The organism is Geodermatophilus africanus (assembly GCF_900107105.1).
GTDB lineage: Bacteria > Actinomycetota > Actinomycetes > Mycobacteriales > Geodermatophilaceae > Geodermatophilus > Geodermatophilus africanus.
In genome coordinates, this window is sequence record NZ_FNOT01000015.1 from 22,106 (window position 1) to 42,295 (window position 20,190).

Annotated in this window: 18 protein-coding genes; 9 read left to right on the forward strand and 9 right to left on the reverse strand. The window is 74.6% G+C overall.

What is annotated here, in order from left to right:
• Window positions 1-114 precede the first annotated feature (114 nt).
• Window positions 115-1,647 (forward strand): SDR family oxidoreductase, encoded by a 1,533-nt coding sequence (locus tag BLW63_RS20890; RefSeq protein ID WP_091158330.1) that lies wholly within the window; start codon window positions 115-117, stop codon window positions 1,645-1,647.
• Window positions 1,648-1,751: 104 nt separating this feature from the next.
• Here BLW63_RS20890 and BLW63_RS20895 read toward each other — a convergent pair whose 3' ends face one another.
• The 7 genes from BLW63_RS20895 to dnaA all read right to left on the reverse strand — a co-directional run bounded on the left by BLW63_RS20895 (window position 1,752) and on the right by dnaA (window position 11,290).
• Entirely contained in the window at window positions 1,752-3,521 is a 1,770-nt protein-coding gene (locus tag BLW63_RS20895; protein ID WP_244522615.1) for an ABC transporter ATP-binding protein, read from the reverse strand.
• Between the two features lie 16 nt (window positions 3,522-3,537).
• Window positions 3,538-4,506: a hypothetical protein gene (locus BLW63_RS20900; protein ID WP_091158331.1), complete on the reverse strand. Its 969-nt coding sequence runs from the start codon at window positions 4,504-4,506 to the stop codon at window positions 3,538-3,540.
• Window positions 4,507-4,561: 55 nt separating this feature from the next.
• Entirely contained in the window at window positions 4,562-5,062 is a 501-nt protein-coding gene (locus tag BLW63_RS20905; RefSeq protein ID WP_091158332.1) for a DciA family protein, read from the reverse strand.
• Window positions 5,059-6,246, reverse strand: coding sequence for a DNA replication/repair protein RecF (gene recF, locus BLW63_RS20910; protein WP_091158333.1), 1,188 nt, complete (start codon window positions 6,244-6,246; stop codon window positions 5,059-5,061). The genes BLW63_RS20905 and recF overlap by 4 nt, the downstream gene beginning before the upstream one ends.
• Window positions 6,247-6,360: 114 nt before the next feature.
• Window positions 6,361-7,293, reverse strand: coding sequence for a phosphogluconate dehydrogenase (NAD(+)-dependent, decarboxylating) (gene gnd, locus BLW63_RS20915; protein WP_091158334.1), 933 nt, complete (start codon window positions 7,291-7,293; stop codon window positions 6,361-6,363).
• A 119-nt stretch (window positions 7,294-7,412) separates the two neighbouring features.
• Window positions 7,413-8,576: a DNA polymerase III subunit beta gene (gene dnaN, locus BLW63_RS20920; protein WP_091158427.1), complete on the reverse strand. Its 1,164-nt coding sequence runs from the start codon at window positions 8,574-8,576 to the stop codon at window positions 7,413-7,415.
• Window positions 8,577-9,523: 947 nt separating this feature from the next.
• Window positions 9,524-11,290, reverse strand: a complete 1,767-nt coding sequence (gene dnaA / locus BLW63_RS20925) for a chromosomal replication initiator protein DnaA (protein WP_091158335.1) — start codon at window positions 11,288-11,290, stop codon at window positions 9,524-9,526.
• A gap of 586 nt (window positions 11,291-11,876) precedes the next feature.
• Between dnaA and rpmH the strand changes: the two genes are divergently transcribed.
• The 8 genes from rpmH (at window position 11,877) to BLW63_RS20965 (ending at window position 17,531) form a co-directional block, all read left to right on the forward strand.
• Window positions 11,877-12,014, forward strand: coding sequence for a 50S ribosomal protein L34 (gene rpmH, locus BLW63_RS20930; protein WP_089305879.1), 138 nt, complete (start codon window positions 11,877-11,879; stop codon window positions 12,012-12,014).
• 1 nt (window position 12,015) lies between these two features.
• Window positions 12,016-12,396: a ribonuclease P protein component gene (gene rnpA, locus BLW63_RS20935; protein ID WP_091158336.1), complete on the forward strand. Its 381-nt coding sequence runs from the start codon at window positions 12,016-12,018 to the stop codon at window positions 12,394-12,396.
• Window positions 12,393-12,728 carry a membrane protein insertion efficiency factor YidD gene (gene yidD / locus BLW63_RS20940; RefSeq protein ID WP_091158337.1) on the forward strand — a complete coding sequence of 112 codons (336 nt, stop codon included), beginning with the start codon at window positions 12,393-12,395 and terminating at the stop codon, window positions 12,726-12,728. Before rnpA ends, yidD begins: the two co-directional genes overlap by 4 nt.
• Window positions 12,721-13,818 (forward strand): membrane protein insertase YidC, encoded by a 1,098-nt coding sequence (gene yidC / locus BLW63_RS20945; protein ID WP_091158338.1) that lies wholly within the window; start codon window positions 12,721-12,723, stop codon window positions 13,816-13,818. Before yidD ends, yidC begins: the two co-directional genes overlap by 8 nt.
• A gap of 91 nt (window positions 13,819-13,909) precedes the next feature.
• Window positions 13,910-14,563: a Jag family protein gene (locus tag BLW63_RS20950; protein WP_170856806.1), complete on the forward strand. Its 654-nt coding sequence runs from the start codon at window positions 13,910-13,912 to the stop codon at window positions 14,561-14,563.
• A 65-nt stretch (window positions 14,564-14,628) separates the two neighbouring features.
• The gene (gene rsmG / locus BLW63_RS20955) at window positions 14,629-15,357 is read left to right on the forward strand and encodes a 16S rRNA (guanine(527)-N(7))-methyltransferase RsmG (protein WP_244522616.1); all 729 of its coding nucleotides are present in this window, start codon (window positions 14,629-14,631) and stop codon (window positions 15,355-15,357) included.
• Between the two features lie 75 nt (window positions 15,358-15,432).
• Window positions 15,433-16,494, forward strand: a complete 1,062-nt coding sequence (locus tag BLW63_RS20960) for a ParA family protein (RefSeq protein ID WP_091158339.1) — start codon at window positions 15,433-15,435, stop codon at window positions 16,492-16,494.
• Window positions 16,491-17,531 (forward strand): ParB/RepB/Spo0J family partition protein, encoded by a 1,041-nt coding sequence (locus BLW63_RS20965; RefSeq protein WP_091158340.1) that lies wholly within the window; start codon window positions 16,491-16,493, stop codon window positions 17,529-17,531. Before BLW63_RS20960 ends, BLW63_RS20965 begins: the two co-directional genes overlap by 4 nt.
• A 171-nt stretch (window positions 17,532-17,702) precedes the next feature.
• Here the strand turns inward: BLW63_RS20965 and BLW63_RS20970 are convergent, their stop codons facing one another.
• The gene (locus BLW63_RS20970; RefSeq protein WP_091158341.1) at window positions 17,703-18,695 is read right to left on the reverse strand and encodes a D-alanine--D-alanine ligase family protein; all 993 of its coding nucleotides are present in this window, start codon (window positions 18,693-18,695) and stop codon (window positions 17,703-17,705) included.
• A complete protein-coding gene (locus tag BLW63_RS20975; RefSeq protein ID WP_244522617.1) occupies window positions 18,692-19,984 on the reverse strand; it encodes an aminotransferase-like domain-containing protein in 1,293 nt (430 codons plus the stop codon). Before BLW63_RS20975 ends, BLW63_RS20970 begins: the two co-directional genes overlap by 4 nt.
• Between the last annotated feature and the right edge of the window lie 206 nt (window positions 19,985-20,190).

Sequence of the window (20,190 nt, forward strand, 5' to 3'; positions counted from 1 at the left end):
GGGTGCCGGTCGACGCGACCGCCGTTGGTCTGAGCGGACCCTGCCGATGGTGGCGGGTCGACCGGGTGTCCTGCGACCCGAGCGCGCGCGGGGTCCACGGCCGACACTCGGGACATGGCCGAGAGCGACGGCACCACCAGCGTCCCCCCAGCGAAGACCTGCCTCGTCACGGGCGCCACCGGCTACATCGGCGGGCGGCTCGTGCCCGAGCTGTTGGCCGCCGGGCACCGGGTCAGGGTGATGACCCGCGCCCCGGAGCGGCTGCGCGACCACCCCTGGGCCCGCCGGGTCGAGATCGCCCGGGCCGACGCCGCCGACGAGGAGGCGGTCGCGGCGGCCTGCGCCGGGGTCGACGCCGTCTACTACCTGATCCACGCCCTGGGCGCCGGTCCGCAGTTCGAGGAGACCGACCGGCGGACGGCGCAGGTGATGGCCCGGGCGGCGCGGGAGGCCGGCGTGGGCCGGCTGGTGTACCTCGGTGGGCTGGAGCCTGACGGCGAGGAGCTCTCCCCGCACCTGCGCTCGCGGGCCGAGGTCGCCGAGATCCTCCTTGGCTCCGGCGTCCCGACGGCCGTGCTGCGGGCCGCGGTGGTGCTGGGGTCGGGGTCGGCGTCCTTCGAGATGCTGCGCTACCTGACCGAGCGGCTGCCGGTGATGGTGACGCCGCGCTGGGTGCACAGCCGGATCCAGCCGATCGCCATCCGCGACGTGCTGCGCTACCTGGTCGGCTGCGCCACGCTGCCGCCGGAGGTGCACCGGTCCTTCGACATCGGCGGCCCGGACGTCATGACCTACCTCGACATGATGCAGCGGTTCGCGGCGGTGGCCGGGCTGGCCCGGCGGCGGATCCTGCCCGTCCCGGTGCTCAGCCCGGGGCTCTCCAGCCACTGGGTCGGCGTCGTCACCCCGGTGCCGGCGTCCATCGCCCGGCCGCTGGTGGAGTCGCTGCGCAACACCGTCGTCTGCTCCGAACACGACATCGCCCGGTACGTCCCCGACCCGCCGGAGGGGCTGCTCGGGTTCGACGAGGCGGTACGGCTGGCGATCCAGCGGGTCCGGGACGCGACCGTGGCCACCCGCTGGTCGTCGGCGTCCACACCCGGTGCGCCGTCGGACCCGCTGCCCACCGACCCGGACTGGGCCGGCGGCACCCTCTACCTCGACGAGAAGACCCGGGAGACCTCCGCGTCACCGGAGGCGCTGTGGCGGGTGGTCGAGGGCATCGGCGGGGACGCCGGCTGGTACTCGTTCCCGCTGGCCTGGGAGGTGCGTGGCTGGCTGGACCGCGCGGTCGGCGGGGTGGGGCTGCGCCGGGGACGACGGTCGCCGTCGGACCTCTACGTCGGTGACGCGCTGGACTTCTGGCGGGTCGAGGAGCTGGAGGAGGGCCGGCTGCTGCGGCTGCGCGCCGAGATGCGGCTGCCCGGGCTGGCCTGGTTGGAGTTCCACGTGGAACAGGAGGACGGGCGCACCCGGCTGCGGCAGAAGGCGACGTTCAAGCCGAACGGCCTCTTCGGCCACCTGTACTGGCGGGTGCTCGTACCCTTTCACGGCCCGATCTTCGGCGGCATGGTGCGCAACATCTGCCGCGCCGCGGAGCAGGGCACGGCCGCCGCGGCGGGGCAGCAGCGCGCCCACGCGGCCTAGCGGCGTGACGGTGATGATCAGCTGAGCTCACCGTTCCGCGTCCTGGCTCAGCACCGGTGGTGAGCCAGGAACCGCGGTGATCAGCTCACCTGATCACCGCGGAATCAGACCAACAGTTGGGCGGCGGCGAGCTCGCGGTAGAGCGGGCTGGTCTCCACCAGCTCCTCGTGGGTGCCGGTCGCGACCACCCGCCCGGCGTCCAGGACGACGATGCGGTCGCTGTCGAGCACGGTCGACAGCCGGTGCGCCACCACCAGCAGCGCCCGGTCGGCGGACGCCGCGGCCAGGGTGTCGCGCAGCAGCGCCTCGTTGCGGGCGTCGAGGCTGGCGGTCGGCTCGTCGAGCAGCAGCAGCGCCGGGCGCGACAGCAGCGACCGCGCGATCGCCAGCCGCTGCCGCTCCCCGCCGGAGAGCAGCACGCCGTCGTCCCCCACCGGGACGTCGAGCCCGCGCGGCGAGCGCTGCACCACCTCGGTGAGCCCGACGTCGGCCAGCACCGCCCACAGCTCGGGGTCGGTCGCGTGCGGCGCCGCCAGCAGCAGGTTGTCGCGCACCGACCCGGCCAGCACCGGCGCCTCCTGCTCGACGTAGCCCAGCCGGGCGCGCAGGCCGGCCCGCGGCAGGTCCCGGACGTCGGTCCCGGCCCACCGCACCGCCCCGCCGGTCAGCGGGTAGAAGCCCTCGACCAGCGCCAGCACCGTCGACTTGCCCGCACCCGACGGGCCGACCAGCGCCACCCGGCTGCCGGCGGGCACGGCCAGCGACACCCCGCGCAGCACCTCCGGGCCGTCCGGGTAGCGGAACGAGACGTCGTCCAGCTCGAGCAGCGGCACGTCGTCCCCCGGCGACGACGCGGGGACGGCGACGGCCGCTCCGCCCCGCTCGGGCCGCGCGTCGTCCTCCGGGTCGAGCGCGAGCACCTCCCGCACCCGCGCGAGCGCGCCCAGCCCGTTCTGCAGCTGGGTCCACGCCCCGATCGCCTGCCCCAGCGGCATGACCAGCAGGAACAGGTACAGGATGAACGCGACCAGGTCGGCGACGGCGATCGAGCCGGCCGCCACCCGGTACCCGCCCAGCCCGAGGACGGCGAGGAACGCCCCCTGCACGGCGATCGAGCCGGCCGGGCTGACCAGGGCCTCCAGCCGGGCCACCCGCACGCCGGCCTCGTAGGCCCGGCCCGCGCTGGCCGCGACGACGTCCACCTCGCGCGCGGTCGCCCCGCTGGCCCGGATGGTGCGCACCGCCGACAGCGCCCGCTCCACGGCGGCGGTCATCGCGCCGACCTCGTCCTGGGCCTGCCGGGAGAGCCGCTGCACGCCGCGGGCCACCGAGACGACGACCGCGAGCCCGACGGCGACCGACGCGACGGTGACCAGGAGCAGCCACCCGTCGACCAGCGCCATCGCCACGACCGCGCCCACCGCCACGACCGCGGACCCGGCCACCTCGACGACCCCGGAGGTCACGGTGGCCCGGAGCAGCGTGGTGTCCGCACCGACCCGCGACATCAGGTCCCCGGTGCGCCGCCGGTCGTACTCGGCGACCGGCAGCCGGAGCAGCCGGTCGGCCAGCGTGCGCCGGGTGGAGAGCACCACGCCCTCGGCGGTCCGCTGCAGCAGGTACCCCTGCACCGCCCCGAGCGCCGAGGAGGCCACCAGGACGACGACGAGCAGGCCGACCGCGGGCAGCAGCTCCCGGCCGGCGCCGACGGCCTCGATCACCCGGGCGACCAGCACCGGCTGGGCCAGGGCACCGGCCGCGGCGACCAGCGAGAGGACAGCGGCTGCGGCCAGCGGGCGCCGGTGCGGCCGCAGCAGCGGCAGCAGCTCGCGCAGCGTCGCGGGAGGAGCGGCCGCTGTGGGGGTGGTGCTCACCGGCCCGGACGCCGGCTCAGAGGGCGGGGGCCAGGGCGCTGACGATCGCGGTCAGCAGGCGGGCGTGGTGCTCGATCAGCTGCGGACGGTGCCCGTCGGGACGGATCGCCGCGATGTAGCCACCCGCCAATCCACCCCCATCAGCCCCCGCCGCCGTCCAGAACTCGTCGCCGTCGTCGGTCCCCAGCAGGAGGCCGCGCACCGTGGCGTCGCCGACCAGCGCGCGGGCGGCCGGGCCGTCGTCGGCGGCCAGCAGCACCCAGCGGGTGTCGAAGGCAGGGTCGCCGCTGGGGACCTGCACGAGCCCGCCGGTGCGGTGCTTCCAGAAGCGGGCCGGCGACAGCCGCAGCGGCGGGAGGATGCCGAGCACCGGAGCGGCGGTGACCGCATACTCCGGCACCGCGTACCGCCCGGAGGCGTACAGGACGTCGAAGGCGACCAGGTCGAGCGTGCCGTGGCGGCCGCGCATCACGCCGGCGGGGCGGTGGTCCCTCGTGGCGCGGACCGGGGCCGTGCGCACCAGCTCGGCGAGGACGGCGTCCTCCGGCGCGGTGCCGTCGGAGATGGCCCAGCCCTGCTGGACGGCCCAGCCCTGCGCCCCGACGGCGTCGCCCTGGTAGGCGAAGACCTGCTCGAGCTCGCTGGGCCGGCGTGGCCGCCGGCTGCCGAAGAGGCCGCCGGGGACCGGCTGCTCGCCGGCGGTCTGCGGGCCGGCGGCCGGGGGCTGCGCCGGGCGTTCCGGGGCGGCGGGCGGCAGGTCCCAGCCCGGCGGCTGCCAGGCGGTGCTGCCGCCGCTCTCACTGCCGCCGCTCTCGGCCGGGCGGTCGGCGGCCGGCCCGTCGGCGGGCGGCTGCTGTCCCGGGATCTGCTCGGCCGGCGGCTGCCCGCCGGAGCCGCCGGCCCCGCCGAGGTGGCCGGGCTCGCGCCAGCCGCTGCCGTCGTCGGGGCGCTGCTCGAAGCCGTCGCGGTCGCGCGGGCTGCTCATCGCTGCCTCGTCTCCATGTGGGTCGTCCTCCCGGAGCCCCCGCGCCGGGCGGCTCCTACCCGTACGTGTCCCGCGGTCCGCGGCCGCGGACCGAGCGGGGGCCCTTCTTCCAGCTCGGGGCCGTCGGACCGACAACGCGCAGCCGGGTCACGACGTCCCCGCCGACCGACGCGTGCAGCTTGGCGAGGATCGTCGGGGCCAGCAGCCGCAGCTGAGTGGCCCACGCGGTGGACTCCGCGACCACCAGCAGCTCGCCCTCGGTGAGGGTCTGCGGCGCGCAGTGGGCGGCGATGTCGGGACCGACCAGTGCCGACCACCGGCCGAAGACGGTGCCGACCTTCGTGTGCTCGGTCCAGTCCTGGGTCCTGACGAGGTTGTCCACCAACCGGGCCAGTGGCTGCGGGTCGTCGTCCCCCGGCCGGGGCCCGCTCCAGGTGCGCTTCGGGCCGGCGATCCGCCGCCGGGTGGGGCGGGGCCGGGACGCCGACGCCGCGCGCGCCGCCTCCAGCGCCGCGCGGGCGATGTCGCTGGGCCGCGCCGGCCGCTCCTCGCTCATGGGACCTCCTCCCGCACGGCCCCATCCTCGGCGGCCTGCGGGTCGAGCGGTACCGCCTGCCCGCCGGCGACCTGCACCACCGTGCCGCGCAGCTCCGCCGGGACGTCGTCGAGCACCGCCGCGGTGACCAGGGACTGCTCCGCGCCGCGCGCCACCGCGGCCAGGGCCGCCCGGCGGTCGGCGTCCAGCGTGGCGAAGACGTCGTCGAGCACGAGGATCGGCTCGTCGCCGTCGGCCCGCAGCAGCGCGAAGCAGCCGAGCTTGAGCGCCAGGGCCAGCGACCAGGACTCCCCGTGGCTGGCGAACCCCTTCGCCGGCAGCGACCCCAGCGAGATGACCAGGTCGTCGCGGTGCGGGCCGACCAGCGTCATGCCGCGGTCGACCTCGTCGCTCCTGCGCTCCGCCACCCGTTCCCGCAGCGCGACGGAGAGCTCCCCGGCCGTCGGCAGCCCCGTCCCCTCGCCGACCGGCGTCCCGTCCCCGGCCAGCGGCACCGTGCTGGCGTAGCCGAGCGCGGCGACGGCGGCATCGGCGCCGGCGACCTCCGCGTAGGCGCGGGCCATGTGCGGGGCCAGGTCAGCGACCAGCCGCAGCCGCGCGGCGAGCAGCTGCCCCCCGAGGTCGACGAGGTGCCCGTCCCAGACGTCGAGCGTGGCCAGCGCGTCGCCGCGGGCCATCCGGGCGGTCTTGAGCAGGGCGTTGCGCTGCTTGAGCACCCGGTCGTAGTCGTTGCGCACGCCGGCCAGCCGCGGGGTGCGGCTGACCAGCAGGTCGTCGAGGAAACGCCGCCGTTCGGCCGGGTCGCCGCGGATGAGCACCAGGTCCTCCGGTGCGAACAGCACGGACTTCACCAGCCCGAGCAGCTCGCGGGGCCGCGGCAGCGGCGCCCGGTTGACCCGCACCCGGTTGGCCTTCCCCGGGTTGATCTCGATCTCGACCAGCAGCTCGCGGTCCTCGCGGCGCAGCGCCGCCCGGACCACCGCCTGGGACGCGCCCTGCCGGACCAGTGGGCCGTCGCCGGCGACCCGGTGGCTGCCCATCGTGGCCAGGTAGCCGACCGCCTCGACGAGGTTGGTCTTGCCCTCGCCGTTGCGGCCGACGAACACCGTCGGCCCCGGCTGCAGCGCGAGGTCCACCCGGTCCCAGTTGCGGAACGAGCCCAGCTGCAGGTGTCGCAGGTACACCTCAGCATCCCCGCGGTGAGGTGCTGGAACGGCCCCCCGGTGACCGGATGGAACGGCCCCCTTGCAGGGCCCCGCCACGAGCCTGCGAGTGGTGGGGGGCAAGGGGGTCCTTGTTCATGCGGGGCGCTCGGCCTCCTGCTCGCGGACGGCGTGCACCGCGTGGCCGCCGAACTGCTGGCGCAGCGCGGCGACGGCCTTCATCGTCGGCGAGTCCTCCTGCCGGGAGGAGAACCGGGCGAACAGCGAGGCGGCGATCGCCGGCATGGGGACGGCGTTCTCGATGGCCTGCTCGACGGTCCACCGGCCCTCGCCGGAGTCCTCCGCGTAGCCGGTGATCTTCTCGAGGGCCGGGTCCTCCTCCAGCGCGCGCACCAGCAGGTCGAGCAGCCAGGAGCGGATGACGGTGCCCTGGGTCCAGGACTTGACGACGCCGGGGACGTCCTCGATGAGGTCGACGGCGGCCAGCAGCTCGTAGCCCTCGCCGTAGGCCTGCATCATCGCGTACTCGATGCCGTTGTGGACCATCTTGGAGAAGTGCCCGGCGCCGACCGGCCCGGCGTGCACGAAGCCCGCGCCCGGCATCTCCTGCCCGGACTCGTCCTTGGGCGACGGCGGCTTGAGCGCGTCGAAGACCGGCTGCACCTTGGCGACGTCCTCCCGGGTGCCGCCCACCATCAGCGCGTAGCCGTTCTCCAGGCCCCAGACCCCGCCGGAGACGCCGGCGTCCAGGTAACCGATGCCCTTCTCGCGGCACAGCACGTCGTGGACCTGGTCGTCGGTGTACTTGGAGTTGCCGCCGTCGACGATCACGTCGCCCGGCTCGAGCAGCCCCGCCAGCTCCTTGACGGTGGCCCGGGTGGGCTCACCTGCCGGGACCATCACCCACACCACCCGCGGCGCGGACAGCGCCTCCACCAGCGCGGGCAGGCTGTCGACGTCCCGCCTCTCCGGGTGGTGGTCGAAGCCGACGACCTCGTGACCGGCGCGGCGCACCCGCTCGGCCATGTTGCCACCCATCTTGCCCAGCCCGATCAGCCCCAGCTGCACGACGCAGTCCTCTCCTCAGCAGTTGACGGACCCCCTGCCCCACGGCTCGCGTGCTCGCGGCGGGACCCCTCGGGAGGGACGTGCACGCGCCCGCGCTCGAGGGGGCCTGGGTCCATCTTTCAGCCTGGCAGGCGCACCGGCATGATCAGGTACCGGTAGCTCCCCGGCCGCTCCGCCGGGCGGGACGCCGCCTCGTCGCCGTCGGCCGCCGGCTCCAGCACGCCGGAGAGGACGGCGGGCTTCAGCGGGCTGGTGAAGTCCATGCGCGCCCGCGGCGTGTGCACCGCGGCCAGCCCGTCGAGCAGGAACGTCGGGTTGAAACCGATGGTCAGCGGATCGCCCTCGAACTCGACGTCGCAGCGCTCCTCGGCCTGACCCTCGTCGTCGGTGCCACCGGCGCGCAGGGTGACCTGGCCCGGCGTGAACTCGCAGCGCAGCGGCGTGCCCCGCTCGGCGACCAGCGCGACCCGCTTGGCGGCGTCGGTGAACGGCCCGACCGGCAGCGTGGCGTTGCTGGCCGACTCGGTGGGCATGATCGCCCGGTACTTGACGAACTCGGCGTCCAGCAGCCGGGTCGTGGTCTGCCGGTCCTTGCCGGAGAGCCCCAGGATGCCCTCCCCGGAGCCGCCCGAGGACAGCGACAGGGTGATCTCGGGCCCACTGGTCAGCGTCTTCGCCGCGTCCGCCAGCGTGCGGGCGGGCACCAGCACGGCCGCGGTCAGGCCCGGGGTCTCCGGCCGCCAGGCGAACTCGCGGACGGCGAGGCGGTAGCGGTCGGTGGCCGCCAGCGTCACCAGGTCGTCCTCGATCTCCAGCCGGACGCCGGTGAGCATCGGCAGGGTGTCGTCACGCCCGGCGGCGACGGCCACCTGACCGACGGCCTCGGCGAAGACGTCGCTGTCGACGACGCCGGCCGACGACGGCATGGCCGGCAGGGACGGGTAGTCCTCGACCGGCAGCGTCGGCAGGCTGAACCGCGCGTTGCCACAGGAGATCGACAGCCGCGGGCCCTCGGCGGTGAGGTCGACCGGGTGCGGCGGCAGCGCCCGGGTGATCTCGGCGAGCAGCCGGCCCGGCACCAGCACCCGGCCGCTCTCGGAGGCCTGCACGTCGACCTCCGCGCGCGCGGAGACCTCGTAGTCGAAGCCGGACACCGACAGCTGACTGCCGTCGACCTCGAGCAGGATCCCGGCCAGCACCGGCACCGACGGCCGAGGCGGCAGGCTGCGCGCCGTCCACGCGACGGCATCGGCGAGCACCTCACGTGCCACCCGGAACTTCATGACCCGATCCACCCCAGCTGTCGTCGACGTCCCTCGTGGTGCGCTGCTCATCGTGCCCTCTAGGGGGGACATCGAGGTAACCGCTGTCCTCGATCAGGTCACTCCCAGCGCAGCGTCCCCACCCAGAGTGTGGTTCGAGAAGCCCCGATCTATCTCCCTCATCCTCGTCATCACCGGTGTGGATCCTGGGGATCGAGGCCGTCCGCGCAGGTCAGCCCACAAGTCGACGTGTTGACCGGCTGTGGGGGGATCGGCGGACTCCCGTGTCGACACGTGGACATCTCGACGGTTGCCCACACCGGCCGCCGTCTCTCCACGCCCTGTCCCCTGCTTGCCCCAGCTCCGTCCCCAGTCGGTACCCAGGCGCGGGCGCCCGGCGTCGCGACGGCCGGCCCCGACGGCGCCAGAGCGAGGAAAGCCGCAGGTCAACGCGTTCCCCAGGTGGATCCCCAGGCGTGGACGGCGCCGCGGGTGTCCCGGGCACGTCGTGACGGCTCGTGACCGAACGAGGAGAGATCTCCCCAACCTGTGCACATCGCTGGGGACAACTCCTCTCCGAGTCGATACCGGTCACCGGTACGGGTGACCTGCTCACCGCGCCGGGCGGGGACGGCGACCGCGCGTCCACCCACAGACTTGTGGACACACCGCGGCCCGGTGGGGACGCAGAGGTGGACGACCGGGAGTCGCCGCTGCCGCTGACGGCGGTTCCCGCGGGGACCGCCGGGAGACCTCGGTCAGGCGGACGGGGGACGACGCCCAGCGCCCCCCGATCCGCCTGACGACGTCGGCCGTCGACCGCAGGTCTGCGGCGGAGGGCCGGATCACCGTCCAGCCGGCGGCGACGAGCCGCCGGAGCCGGACGCCGTCCCGAGCGACCTGACGGCTCTCGACGCGGCGCTGACGCTCGTACCGAGGTGCCGGGCCGACGGAGGTGCCGACAGGGGTCAGGAGCGCGCGCGGCTCTTGATCCGGGCCGTCAGCTCGGTGACCTGCGTGTACGTCGCCCGCCGCTCGCTCATCAGGTTGGTGATCTTCTTGACGGCGTGCATGACCGTGGTGTGGTCCTTGCCGCCGAAGGAGGCCCCGATCCGCGGCAGGGACAGCTCGGTGAGCTCCCGGCACAGGTACATGGCGATCTGGCGGGCGTTGACCAGCGTGCGGCTGCGGTTGGCGCCCTGCAGCTCCTCCATCGTCACGGAGAAGTACTCCGCGGTGGCGGCCATGATGATCGCCGCGGTGATCTGCGGGCCCTGCTCGTCGCTGATCAGGTCCTTGAGCACCAGCTCGGCCAGCGGCAGGTCGACCTGCTGCTTGTTCAGCGAGGCGAACGCCGTCACCCGGATCAGCGCGCCCTCGAGCTCGCGGATGTTGGTCTGCACCTTGCTGGCGATGAACTCCAGCACCGGGTCGGGCACCTGCAGCCGCTCGCCGTAGGCCTTCTTGCGCAGGATCGCGATGCGGGTCTCGAGGTCCGGCGCCTGGACGTCGGTGATCAGCCCCCACTCGAACCGCGTGCGCAGCCGGTCCTCGAGCGTCGTCAGCTTCTTCGGGGCGCGGTCGGACGTGATGACGATCTGCTTGCTGGCGTTGTGCAGCGTGTTGAACGTGTGGAAGAACTCCTCCTGCGTCCGCTCGGCGCGCTCCAGGAACTGGATGTCGTCGATCAGCAGGAAGTCGATGTCCCGGTAGCGGCGGCGGAAGTCCTCGGCCCGCCCGGAGTGCACCAGGTTGATGAACTCGTTGGTGAACTCCTCGGTGCTCACGTAGCGCACCCGCACGTTGGGGAACATCCGCGCCGCGTAGTGGCCGATGGCGTGCAGCAGGTGCGTCTTGCCCAGCCCCGAATCGCCGTAGACGAACAGCGGGTTGTAGGCGCGCGCCGGCGCCTCGGCGACGGCGACGGCCGCGGCGTGGGCGAACCGGTTGCTGTTGCCGATGACGAAGGAGTCGAAGACGTACTTGGGGTTCAGGCCCGGGTCCTGGGCGCCGGCCGGAGCGCGGCGTTCGCCGAACAGCGGGACGGCGTCCCCGGCGCCGCGGACCCCGCCGCGCCGGCCGCGGGACGGCGGTGCGGCCGGCTGCCCTGCGTCCCCGGCGGTGTCGCCGGTGTCCAGGTCGAAGGGCAGCACGGCCACGCCGTCCTCGTCGAGGTCGGTGCCGCCCCAGTCGCGGTCGGCCGCACGGGTGCCGCGGGGGGCGGGGCGACGCGCCGGCGGGCTCCAGTCGGTGGGGGACCACTCCTCCGCGTCGCGCTCGGCGGGCCGGGCGTCGGGGGCACCGGCACCCGGGTCCTCCCAGGCGGGCCTGACGTCGGCGCGCACCCCGAACGCGCTGCGCCCGTCGTCGGCGCGGTCGCGGGTCTCCCGGTCCTCCTCGGCGCGCTGCGCCTCGACCACCGACCAGGGACGGCGGGTCGGCACCTCGGGCGCGGGCGCGGGTGGCGGCGGGGCCGGGCTGTCCTCCACCTGGACGGCGACGCGGATGTCCCGCCCGAGGTGCTCCGACAGCGCCTCGGCCAGCACCCGGCGCATCCGCGACTCGAGCACGGTCTGGGTGAACTCGTTGGGCGCCGACAGCACCGCGGTGTCCTCGAAGACCCCGACCGGGCGGGTGAGGTTGAGCATCGCGTTCTGCTGCGGGGACAGGCTCGTCGCCAGCCGCTCGCGGATCTGGTCCCAGACCGTCGCCAGGTCCACCGTGGCATCGGCCATGGCCCTCGTCCTCCCAGGTTCCCGTGTGTCGTCGGCCCCCGCCGCGGCCGCCCGCCGTCGGGTCCGTCGTCCCCGGTCGGTGCCCCACTGTGGACATCCGGACACACGGAGTCCACACCGGTGTCCACAGGCTGTGCACGATCGGCGACGGATGCGCACCGGCTGCCGAACGTGTCCGCCGGACTGGGGCATCGCCGCTGGTCAGAAGAGAGTCGTCGTTGATCTCCGGAGTGCGTGGTGGTCGGTCGACACCAGCGGGGCGGCCCCTGCGCCGGACGTCGTTGTCCGGTGTGGAGCGACGGCGACGCTAACAGCCCCGTCCACAGCCCGGCAACGAGCCCGGCGGCGCCCGACGGCGCGCCGCGTGGCGTGTCGCGACCGTCCGCGGCGCGGCAGCGCCCGTCCGGTCCGCCGCAGGGGGAACCTGAGGAGTCGGCGTCCGGGCCGCCGGTCCCCGCGTGTCCTCGGCTATGCTGGCGGGAGATCCGTGGACGGGGAGCCGGCTCCCGCCGTGTGCCCGTCCCTGTCGCGTGCGCCCGCCTGCCGGTGGGCGCGCCCCGTCGATGTCGTGTAGTGGGAGTACCTCGTGAGCAAGCGCACGTTCCAGCCGAACAACCGCCGCCGGTCCAAGACCCACGGCTTCCGGCTGCGGATGCGCACCCGCGCGGGTCGGGCGATCATCGCCGGCCGTCGGCGCAAGGGCCGCGAGAAGCTCTCCGCCTGAGGTGCTGCCCGCGCAGGCACGCCTGCGCCGGCGTCCGGAGTTCACCGCGGTCGTCCGGTCCGGCAGGCGTGCCGGACGGCCGACCATGGTGCTCCACTACCTCCCCGAACGGCCCGTGACCCCGACCCCCCGCGACGACGCCGGGACGGTCGGTGGTCCACGGGCCGGCCTCGTGGTGGGCCGCGCCGTGGGGAACTCGGTCGTCCGTCACCGCGTGACCCGGCGGCTGCGTGCGGTCGTGCTCGACCAGCTCGACCGGCTGCCCCCCACCGCGGACCTGGTGGTCCGCGCCCGGCCGGAGGCGGCCGCCGCGAGCTCGGCGGAGCTGCGTCGCGACCTCACCGCCGGGCTCGACCGGCTGCTCCGGGTCCGCACCCCGTGACCGCCGACCCGCCGGCCCCCCGCGCCGGACGACGTCCGGTTGCCCGGGCGCTGCTGGCGGCCGTCGGCTTCTACCAGCGGGCCATCAGCCCGGTCTTCCCGCCACGCTGCCGCTTCCAGCCCACCTGCAGCGCCTACGCCGCGGAGGCGATCGCCGTCCACGGTGCCGGCCGCGGCAGCTGGCTGGCCCTGCGGCGGTTGCTGAAGTGCGCCCCCTGGCACCCTGGTGGCCTCGACTTCGTGCCGCCGGCCCGCACGACCTCGCCCGGAACCGCTCGACCCGTCCCGTCGGCACCCCGCCGGGCCCCGCAGGAGGAGTCCCCCGTTGCTTGACTGGCTGTACACCGCCATCTCGTGGGTGCTGGCCCGGTGGCACTCGCTGTGGAGCCTCGTCTTCGACGACCCGGCGGCGGGGACGGGCCTGTCCGGGTTGACCTGGGCGCTGTCGATCGTCTTCCTCGTGGTCACCGTCCGGGTGATCCTCTTCCCGCTGTTCGTCAAGCAGGTCAAGTCACAGCGGGCGATGCAGGAGCTGCAGCCGGAGATCCAGCGGCTGCGCAAGCAGTACGGCAGCGACCGGCAGGGCTTCGCCGTGGCCATGCAGAAGCTGCAGAAGGAGCGGAACGTCAGCCCGCTCGCCGGCTGCCTGCCGATCCTGCCGCAGATCCCGATCTTCCTGTCGCTCTTCCACGTGCTGCGGCGGCTCGCCCCCGACGCGCAGGGCCTCTACAGCTGGGACGACCAGCTCACCGACGAGGCCGCGCGAGCGCCGTTCTTCGGGGCCCCGATCTCCTCCTCGTTCTTCATGAGCGGGGCCAAGGAGGAGGCGATCCTCGGGATCACCGGCGGCTACGGCCAGATCCGGGTCGTCGCGTTCCTGCTCATCCTGATCATGAGCTTCACGACCTTCTTCACGCAGAAGCAGATCATGCGCCGTTCCGGGCCGGTCGAGGGCCAGGCCGCGATGGTGCAGAAGATGCTGCTCTACGTGATGCCGATCGGCCTGTTCGTCTCCGGCTTCCTCTTCCCGATCGGCGTCCTCCTCTACTGGTTCACCAACAACCTGTGGACCCTGGGCCAGCAGTTCTTCATCCTGCGCAAGATGCCGCCGCCCGGCTCGGACGCCGCCAAGGCCAAGGCCGCCGCCGACAAGCCGGCCGTCGACCCGAAGACGCTCGCGCCCCGGCCCGGTGCCAAGCCGGTCCGCCCGAAGAGCGGCCGCACCGCCGCCCCGGAATCGACGGTCGACGGCGGCAACCCGACCGGCGACACCACCGCCGACGACCCCCCCACCCCGACCGGCGCCACGGCCGCGGGCTCCGACGGCACGTCGGCCACCCGCTCGTCCAGCGGTCGCCCGCGGAGCGGGACCAGTCGCGGCAGTCAAGGGCCGGCCAACCGCGGCAAGCGCAAGCGCCGTTGAGCCGGCGCGCGCGGCGCCCCTGCGGGCGCCCGCGCCGGCGACCGACCACCGGGGGCGACCCCGGACGCCCGCACCGACTGGAGGACACGCCATGAGCGCCCCGCAGCACCCCACCGAGCCGGCCGGCCCCGTCAGCGAGGCCACCTCCGGCGCGGTCCTGAGCCCGGTGCCCGCCGACGTCGGCGTCCCGGCGCAGCCCGACCTGCCCGACCCGGACGCCGACGGCGCCGACGCGACCGTGGAGCCCGTCGACGTGGCCGGCGATGAGGACGACGACGGCGCCGACGACCTGCTGGTCCGCGAGGGGGACGTCGCCGGGGACTACCTGGAGCGGCTGCTCGACATCCTCGACGTGGACGGCGACATCGACCTCGACGTCGAGGGCGACCGGGCCTCGGTGGCCATCGTCGGCGGCGAGCTGGCGGACCTCGTGGGCACCGACGGCGCCGTGCTCGAGGCGTTGCAGGAGCTCACCCGGCTCGCCGTCGCGCAGGCCACCGGCGTCCGCAGCCGGCTCATGCTCGACATCAGCGGGTTCCGCGCCCGGCGCCGGGCCGACCTGACCTCGCTGGCGGCCGAGACCGCCCGCCGGGTGGCGAGCAGCGGGCAGCCGGAGCGGCTGTCGGCGATGAACCCGTTCGAGCGCAAGGTCGTCCACGACGTCATCGCCGGGGTCGCCGACGTGCACAGCGAGTCCGAGGGCGAGGAGCCCAACCGCCGCGTCGTGGTGCTGCCGGACAGGTGAGCGAGCTCGCGAGCTCACCAGGAGACAGAGCAGCGTCGCGATCGCAGCCGCCGAGCGCCAGCGAGGTGGCTGGCGGGAGCGAGCTGGCCGGGGACCCAGCAGGGCCGCCGTTCGGCCCGCCGGGCGGCGGCGCCGCCTCACCCGACGCGGACGCCCCAGCCGTCCCACCGGCCCCGGAGGTCGCTCGCTCGGTTTTCGGGCCGGGGCTGGCCGACGCCGAGCGCTACGTGGCCCGGCTGGCCACCGACGGGGTCACCCGCGGGCTGATCGGGCCGCGGGAGGTGCCCCGGCTGTGGGAGCGGCACGTCCTCAACAGCGCCGCGGTCGCCGACGCCGTCCCGCCGGACGCCCGCGTGGTGGACGTCGGCAGCGGCGCCGGCCTGCCCGGCATCCCCCTGGCACTGGCCCGGCCGGACCTCCGGATCACCCTGCTCGAGCCGATGGCGCGCCGGGTGGAGTTCCTCGAGGAGGTCGTCGCCGAGCTCGGGGCACCGTGGCGCGTGCTGCGGGGCCGCGCGGAGGAGCGGTCCGTGCGGACCGCGGTCGGGCCGGTGGACGTCGTCACGGCGCGCGCCGTCGCCGCCCTCCCCCGGCTGGTCGCGTGGTGCCGCGGGCTGCTGCGCCCCGGCTCCCAGCTGGTCGCCCTCGTCGGCTCCCGGGCGCTGGAGGAGCTCCCGTCGCTGGTGCCCGAACTGGAGGCGGCGGGGATGCGCGACGTCCACGCGCGGGCTGTCGGTGCGGGGCTGGGGGAGGCTGCCACTACCGTGGTGGTGATGACGCGAGGGACGCGGTGACGCGCGTTCCACGTGGAACCCGTACGACTTCCCGCGTCCGTTCCACGTGAAACGGACCGGCAGGAAGGACTCCAGATGACCGACCCGGGCCAGCGGCTGCGGAGCAGTCTCACGGCCGAGCAGTCGGCCTCCGCCGTCGAGTTCGACAGCCCCATCGCGATGGAGGCGCTCCGGGCCACCCAGGTCCTGCACGCGGCCGACCAGGAGCCGTTCCCCGCCCCGGGCCGCATCCGGGTCATCACCATCGCCAACCAGAAGGGCGGCGTCGGCAAGACCACGTCCTCGGTCAACCTCGGGGTCGCCCTCGCGCTGTACGGGCTGCGGACGCTGGTCGTCGACCTCGACCCGCAGGGCAACACCAGCACGGCCCTGGGCGTCGACCACAGCGTCGGGACGCCGTCGGTCTACGACGCCCTGGTCGGCGACAGCTCGCTCACCGAGGTGGTGCACCCGACGACGGCCACGCCGCTGCTGTCCTGCGTGCCGGCGACGATCGACCTGGCCGGCGCGGAGATCGAGCTCGTCTCGGTGGTCGCCCGGGAGTACCGGCTGCGCCGGGCCATCGAGACCTACCTGCAGGAGCTCCCGCCGGAGCAGCGCCCGCACTACGTCCTCATCGACTGCCCGCCGTCCCTCGGCCTGCTCACGCTGAACGCCCTCGTGGCCGGTGACGAGGTGCTCATCCCCATCCAGTGCGAGTACTACGCGCTCGAGGGCCTGGGGCAGCTGCTCAACAACATCGACCTGGTACGCCGACACCTCAATCCGGGGATCGCCGTCCGGACCATCCTGCTCACGATGTACGACGGGCGGACCAAGCTGGCCGACCAGGTCGCCGAGGAGGTCCGCAACCACTTCGGCAGCCTCGTCCTGGACACCGTCATCCCACGGAACGTCCGAGTCTCGGAAGCCCCCGGCTACGGGCAGTCCGTGGTGACCTACGACCCCGGCTCGCGCGGCTCCACCAGCTACGTCGAGGCCGCGCGGGAGCTCGCCCGCCGCGGCGTCTCCCTGCCCCCACTGCCCTCGCGCCCGACCCCCGGCACCCCCGTCGCCGCACCTCTGGGGGCGGCGTTCCCCGACACCGACGCGGCAACGGTCCCCGTCCTACCGTCTCCTGAGGAGAACAAGGCATGAGCAAGCGTGGCGGTCTGGGCCGAGGGCTGGCGGCGCTGATCCCCACCAGCGCGCCGGACGACGAGCAGCCGGCGCTGCCCGCGGTAGACGAGAGCGCAGGTCAGCCGGCCGATCAGGAGGCCGCACCGGCCGCGGCGCCCGTTCCTCCGGTGCACCTGCTGCCGCCGGCGGCCCAGGCTGCAGCGACGGTGGCCGCGCAGGCGGAGGCGGCCGTCGGCGTCCCCGGCGCGCAGCTGCGCGAGGTCGCGGTGATCGACGTCGTCCCGAACCCCAAGCAGCCGCGCCAGGTGTTCGACGACGAGGCGCTGGAGGAGCTCACGTACTCCGTGCGCGAGTTCGGCCTGCTGCAGCCGATCGTGGTCCGCGAGCGCGCCGAGGGCGGCTACGAGCTCATCATGGGCGAGCGCCGGCTGCGCGCCGCCCGGGCCGCCGATCTGAAGTTCGTGCCGGCGATCATCCGGGACACCACGGACGACGCCCTGCTGCGCGATGCGCTGCTGGAGAACATCCACCGGGTCCAGCTCAACCCGCTGGAGGAGGCCGCGGCCTACCAGCAGCTGCTGGAGGAGTTCGGCGCCACGCACGAGGAGCTGGCCAGCCGGATCGGCCGCAGCCGCTCGCAGGTGACCAACACGATCCGGCTGCTCAAGCTGCCGGTGAAGGTGCAGACCCGCGTCGCCGCCGGGGTCATCTCGGCCGGCCACGCCCGGGCGCTGCTCGGCCTGCCCGACGCGGAGAAGCAGGAGGCGCTGGCCGCCCGGATCGTCGCGGAGGGGATGTCGGTGCGGGCCACCGAGGAGGCGGTCGCGCTGGCCGTCGCCGAGGAGCCGACGGCCAAGCGCCGGCCGCGGAAGTTCAGCGCGCCGGGCGTGGAGGACCTAGCCGGCCGGCTCTCCGACGCCTTCGAGACCAAGGTGAGGATCCAGATCGGCCGCGCGAAGGGTCGCATCGTGGTCGAGTTCGGCTCGGTCGACGACCTGCAGCGCATCATCGGTCAGATGGCCCCGGACATCACCGGACGCCGTCCCGAGGAGTGATCAACACACAGCGGCCCGGTTCCGTCACCGACGGAACCGGGCCGCTGTGGTGAGCGACGGGTGCGGCCCCGTCCAGAGGCTCGCCGCAGGCCTCGTCCCGGGTCCCACCCTGAGCCTGCGAAGGGTGGGGAGGACGAGGTCCTTCCACGGTGAGGAGGACGGGGTCCTTCTTCAGCGGGCGGTGGCCCGCCGGGTCAGCAGCCGGGCGAGGACGTCGCCGAGCGAGGACCCGGCCGCCTCGACCGCCATCGGGAACATCGAGGTCTCGGTCAGCCCGGGCGAGACGTTCACCTCGAGGAAGTGCACCTCGCCGTCCGGCGTGACGATCGCGTCGGTACGGGAGAGATCGGCCAGGCCGAGCACCTGGTGCACGCGGACGGCCATCTCGGCGGCGCGGGTGGCCACCTCCGTCGACACCCGGGCCGGCGCGTGGTACTCGGTCAGGCCGGGGGTGTAGCGCGCGGTGTAGTCGAAGACGCCGGATTCCGGGGCGATCTCGACGGCCGGCAGCGCCTCCGGGCCGTCGCCGAGGTCGACCACCGCGAGCGCCAGCTCCACCCCGTCGACGTAGCGCTCCACCATCACGGTGTCGCCGTAGGCAAAGCAGCTGACCATGGCGGCGGGCAGGTCCTCGACCCGGCCGACCTTCTGCACGCCCAGGGCCGACCCGCCCGAGGCCGGCTTGACCATCAGCGGCAGGTCCAGCCGGGCGACGATGAGGTCCAGCACCGCACCGGCGCCCAGCTCCCGGAAGGTGCTGTGCGGCAGGGCCACCCAGTCCGGCGTGGCCACCCCGGCGGAGCGCACGACGGACTTCGCTGCCGGCTTGTCCCAGGCCAGCCGGCAGGCCGCGGCCGGGGACCCGACGTAGGGGACGCCGGCCAGGTCGAGCACCGCCCGCAGCGCGCCGTCCTCACCCGTGGCGCCGTGCAACGCGATGAACACGGCGTCCGCCGGGGCGGCGGCGAGGCCGGGCAGCAGCTCGGCGTCGGCGTCGCGCAGCTCGGCCTCCACGCCGGCGCGGGCGAGCTCCTCGGCCACCTGGGTGCCCGAGGAGAGGCTGACCTCCCGCTCGACGTTCAGGCCGCCGGCGAGGACGACGGCGCGCAGCGGGTGCGCGACCGCCCCGGGCTCCGCAGCGGGGACGGCGGTCGGCTCGCTCATGCGCGGTCCTCGTATCGGTCGCTGTTGGCCGGGCCGACGATGGTGCCGGCACCCGGCGCCGCTCCGCCGTGCGGACCGGGAACGGCCCGGAAGGTGCCGGTGTCCACGGCGTCGAAGGTCGAGTGCAGGTCCAGCTCGGCCTCGATGACCCGGGCCAGCCGGCGCACCCCCTCGCGGATCTGGTCCGGCTCGGGGTAGCAGTAGGACAGCCGCATGAACTCCGAGCCCGACCCGTCGGCGTAGAAGCCGATGCCGGGGACGTAGGCCACGTGCGCGTTCACCGCGCGCGGCTGCATCTGCTTGGCGTCGAGCCCGTGCGGCAGCTTCAGCCAGACGTAGAAGCCGCCGTCGGGCCGGGTCCACGTGGTGCCCGCCGGCATCAGCGCCTCGAGCGACTCCAGGGTGGCGTCGCGCCGCTCCCGGTAGAGCTCGACGAAGTGCTTGACCTGCTCCCGCCACGGCTGGGTGTCGAGGTAGCGGGCGACGGCGTACTGGGTCAGCGAGGGCGGGCAGAGCACCTGCGCCTCGGTGGCCAGCACCAGCTTCTCGCGGACGGCGAGCGGCGCGAGCACCCAGCCCACCCGCAGGCCCGGCGAGAACGTCTTGGAGAACGAGCCGAGGTAGATGACCCGCCGGTCGTCGCGGGCCCGCAGCGCGCGCATCGGCTCCCGGTCGAAGCCGAGCAGGCCGTAGGGGTTGTCCTCGATGACCAGCAGGTCGTAGCGCTCGGCGATCTCCATGACCGCCTGCCGCCGCGGCTCGGACAGGGTGACGCCGGCCGGGTTGTGGTAGTTCGGCACGGTGTAGAGGAACTTCACCCGGTCGCCGTCGGCCCGGCACTCGAGCAGCGTCTGCTCCAGGGCCTCGGGGATCAGCCCGTCGTCGTCCATGGGCACGTGCCGGACGCGCGCCTCGGCGGCCTGGAAGACCCCGAGCGCGCCGACGTAGGACGGGCCCTCGGCGAGGACGACGTCGCCGGGGTCGCAGAAGACGCGGGTCACCAGGTCCAGCCCCTGCTGGGAGCCGACGGTGACGACGACCTCGCTGGGCGAGGCGTCGGTGATGCCCTCGAGGGCCATGACGTCGCAGATCCGCTCGCGCAGCCGCGGGTCGCCCTGGCCGGAGCCGTACTGCAGCGTCTGGGCGCCCATCCCGGACACCAGCTCGCCGATCATCGAGCCGACCGCGTCCAACGGCAGGGCGGTCACCGCGGGCATGCCGCCGGCCAGCGAGACGACCTCGGGGCGGCTGACGACGGAGAACAGCGCACGGATCTCCGAGGTCTTCATGCCGTGGGTGCGTGCTGCGTACCGGTCCGCCAACGGGTCCAGCCGCGGGTGTCGCGGAGCAGGGTGGTGCACACCGGGGCCCGGGGGTGTTCCGGGCTGGAGATCGGCCACGCTCCGAGTGTAGGGAGCCACACCGGGCGGCCCGCCGGGGACACGGCGAGGGGACGGACTGGTCCCCTCCCGCCCGTTCCACCCGGCGCGCCACC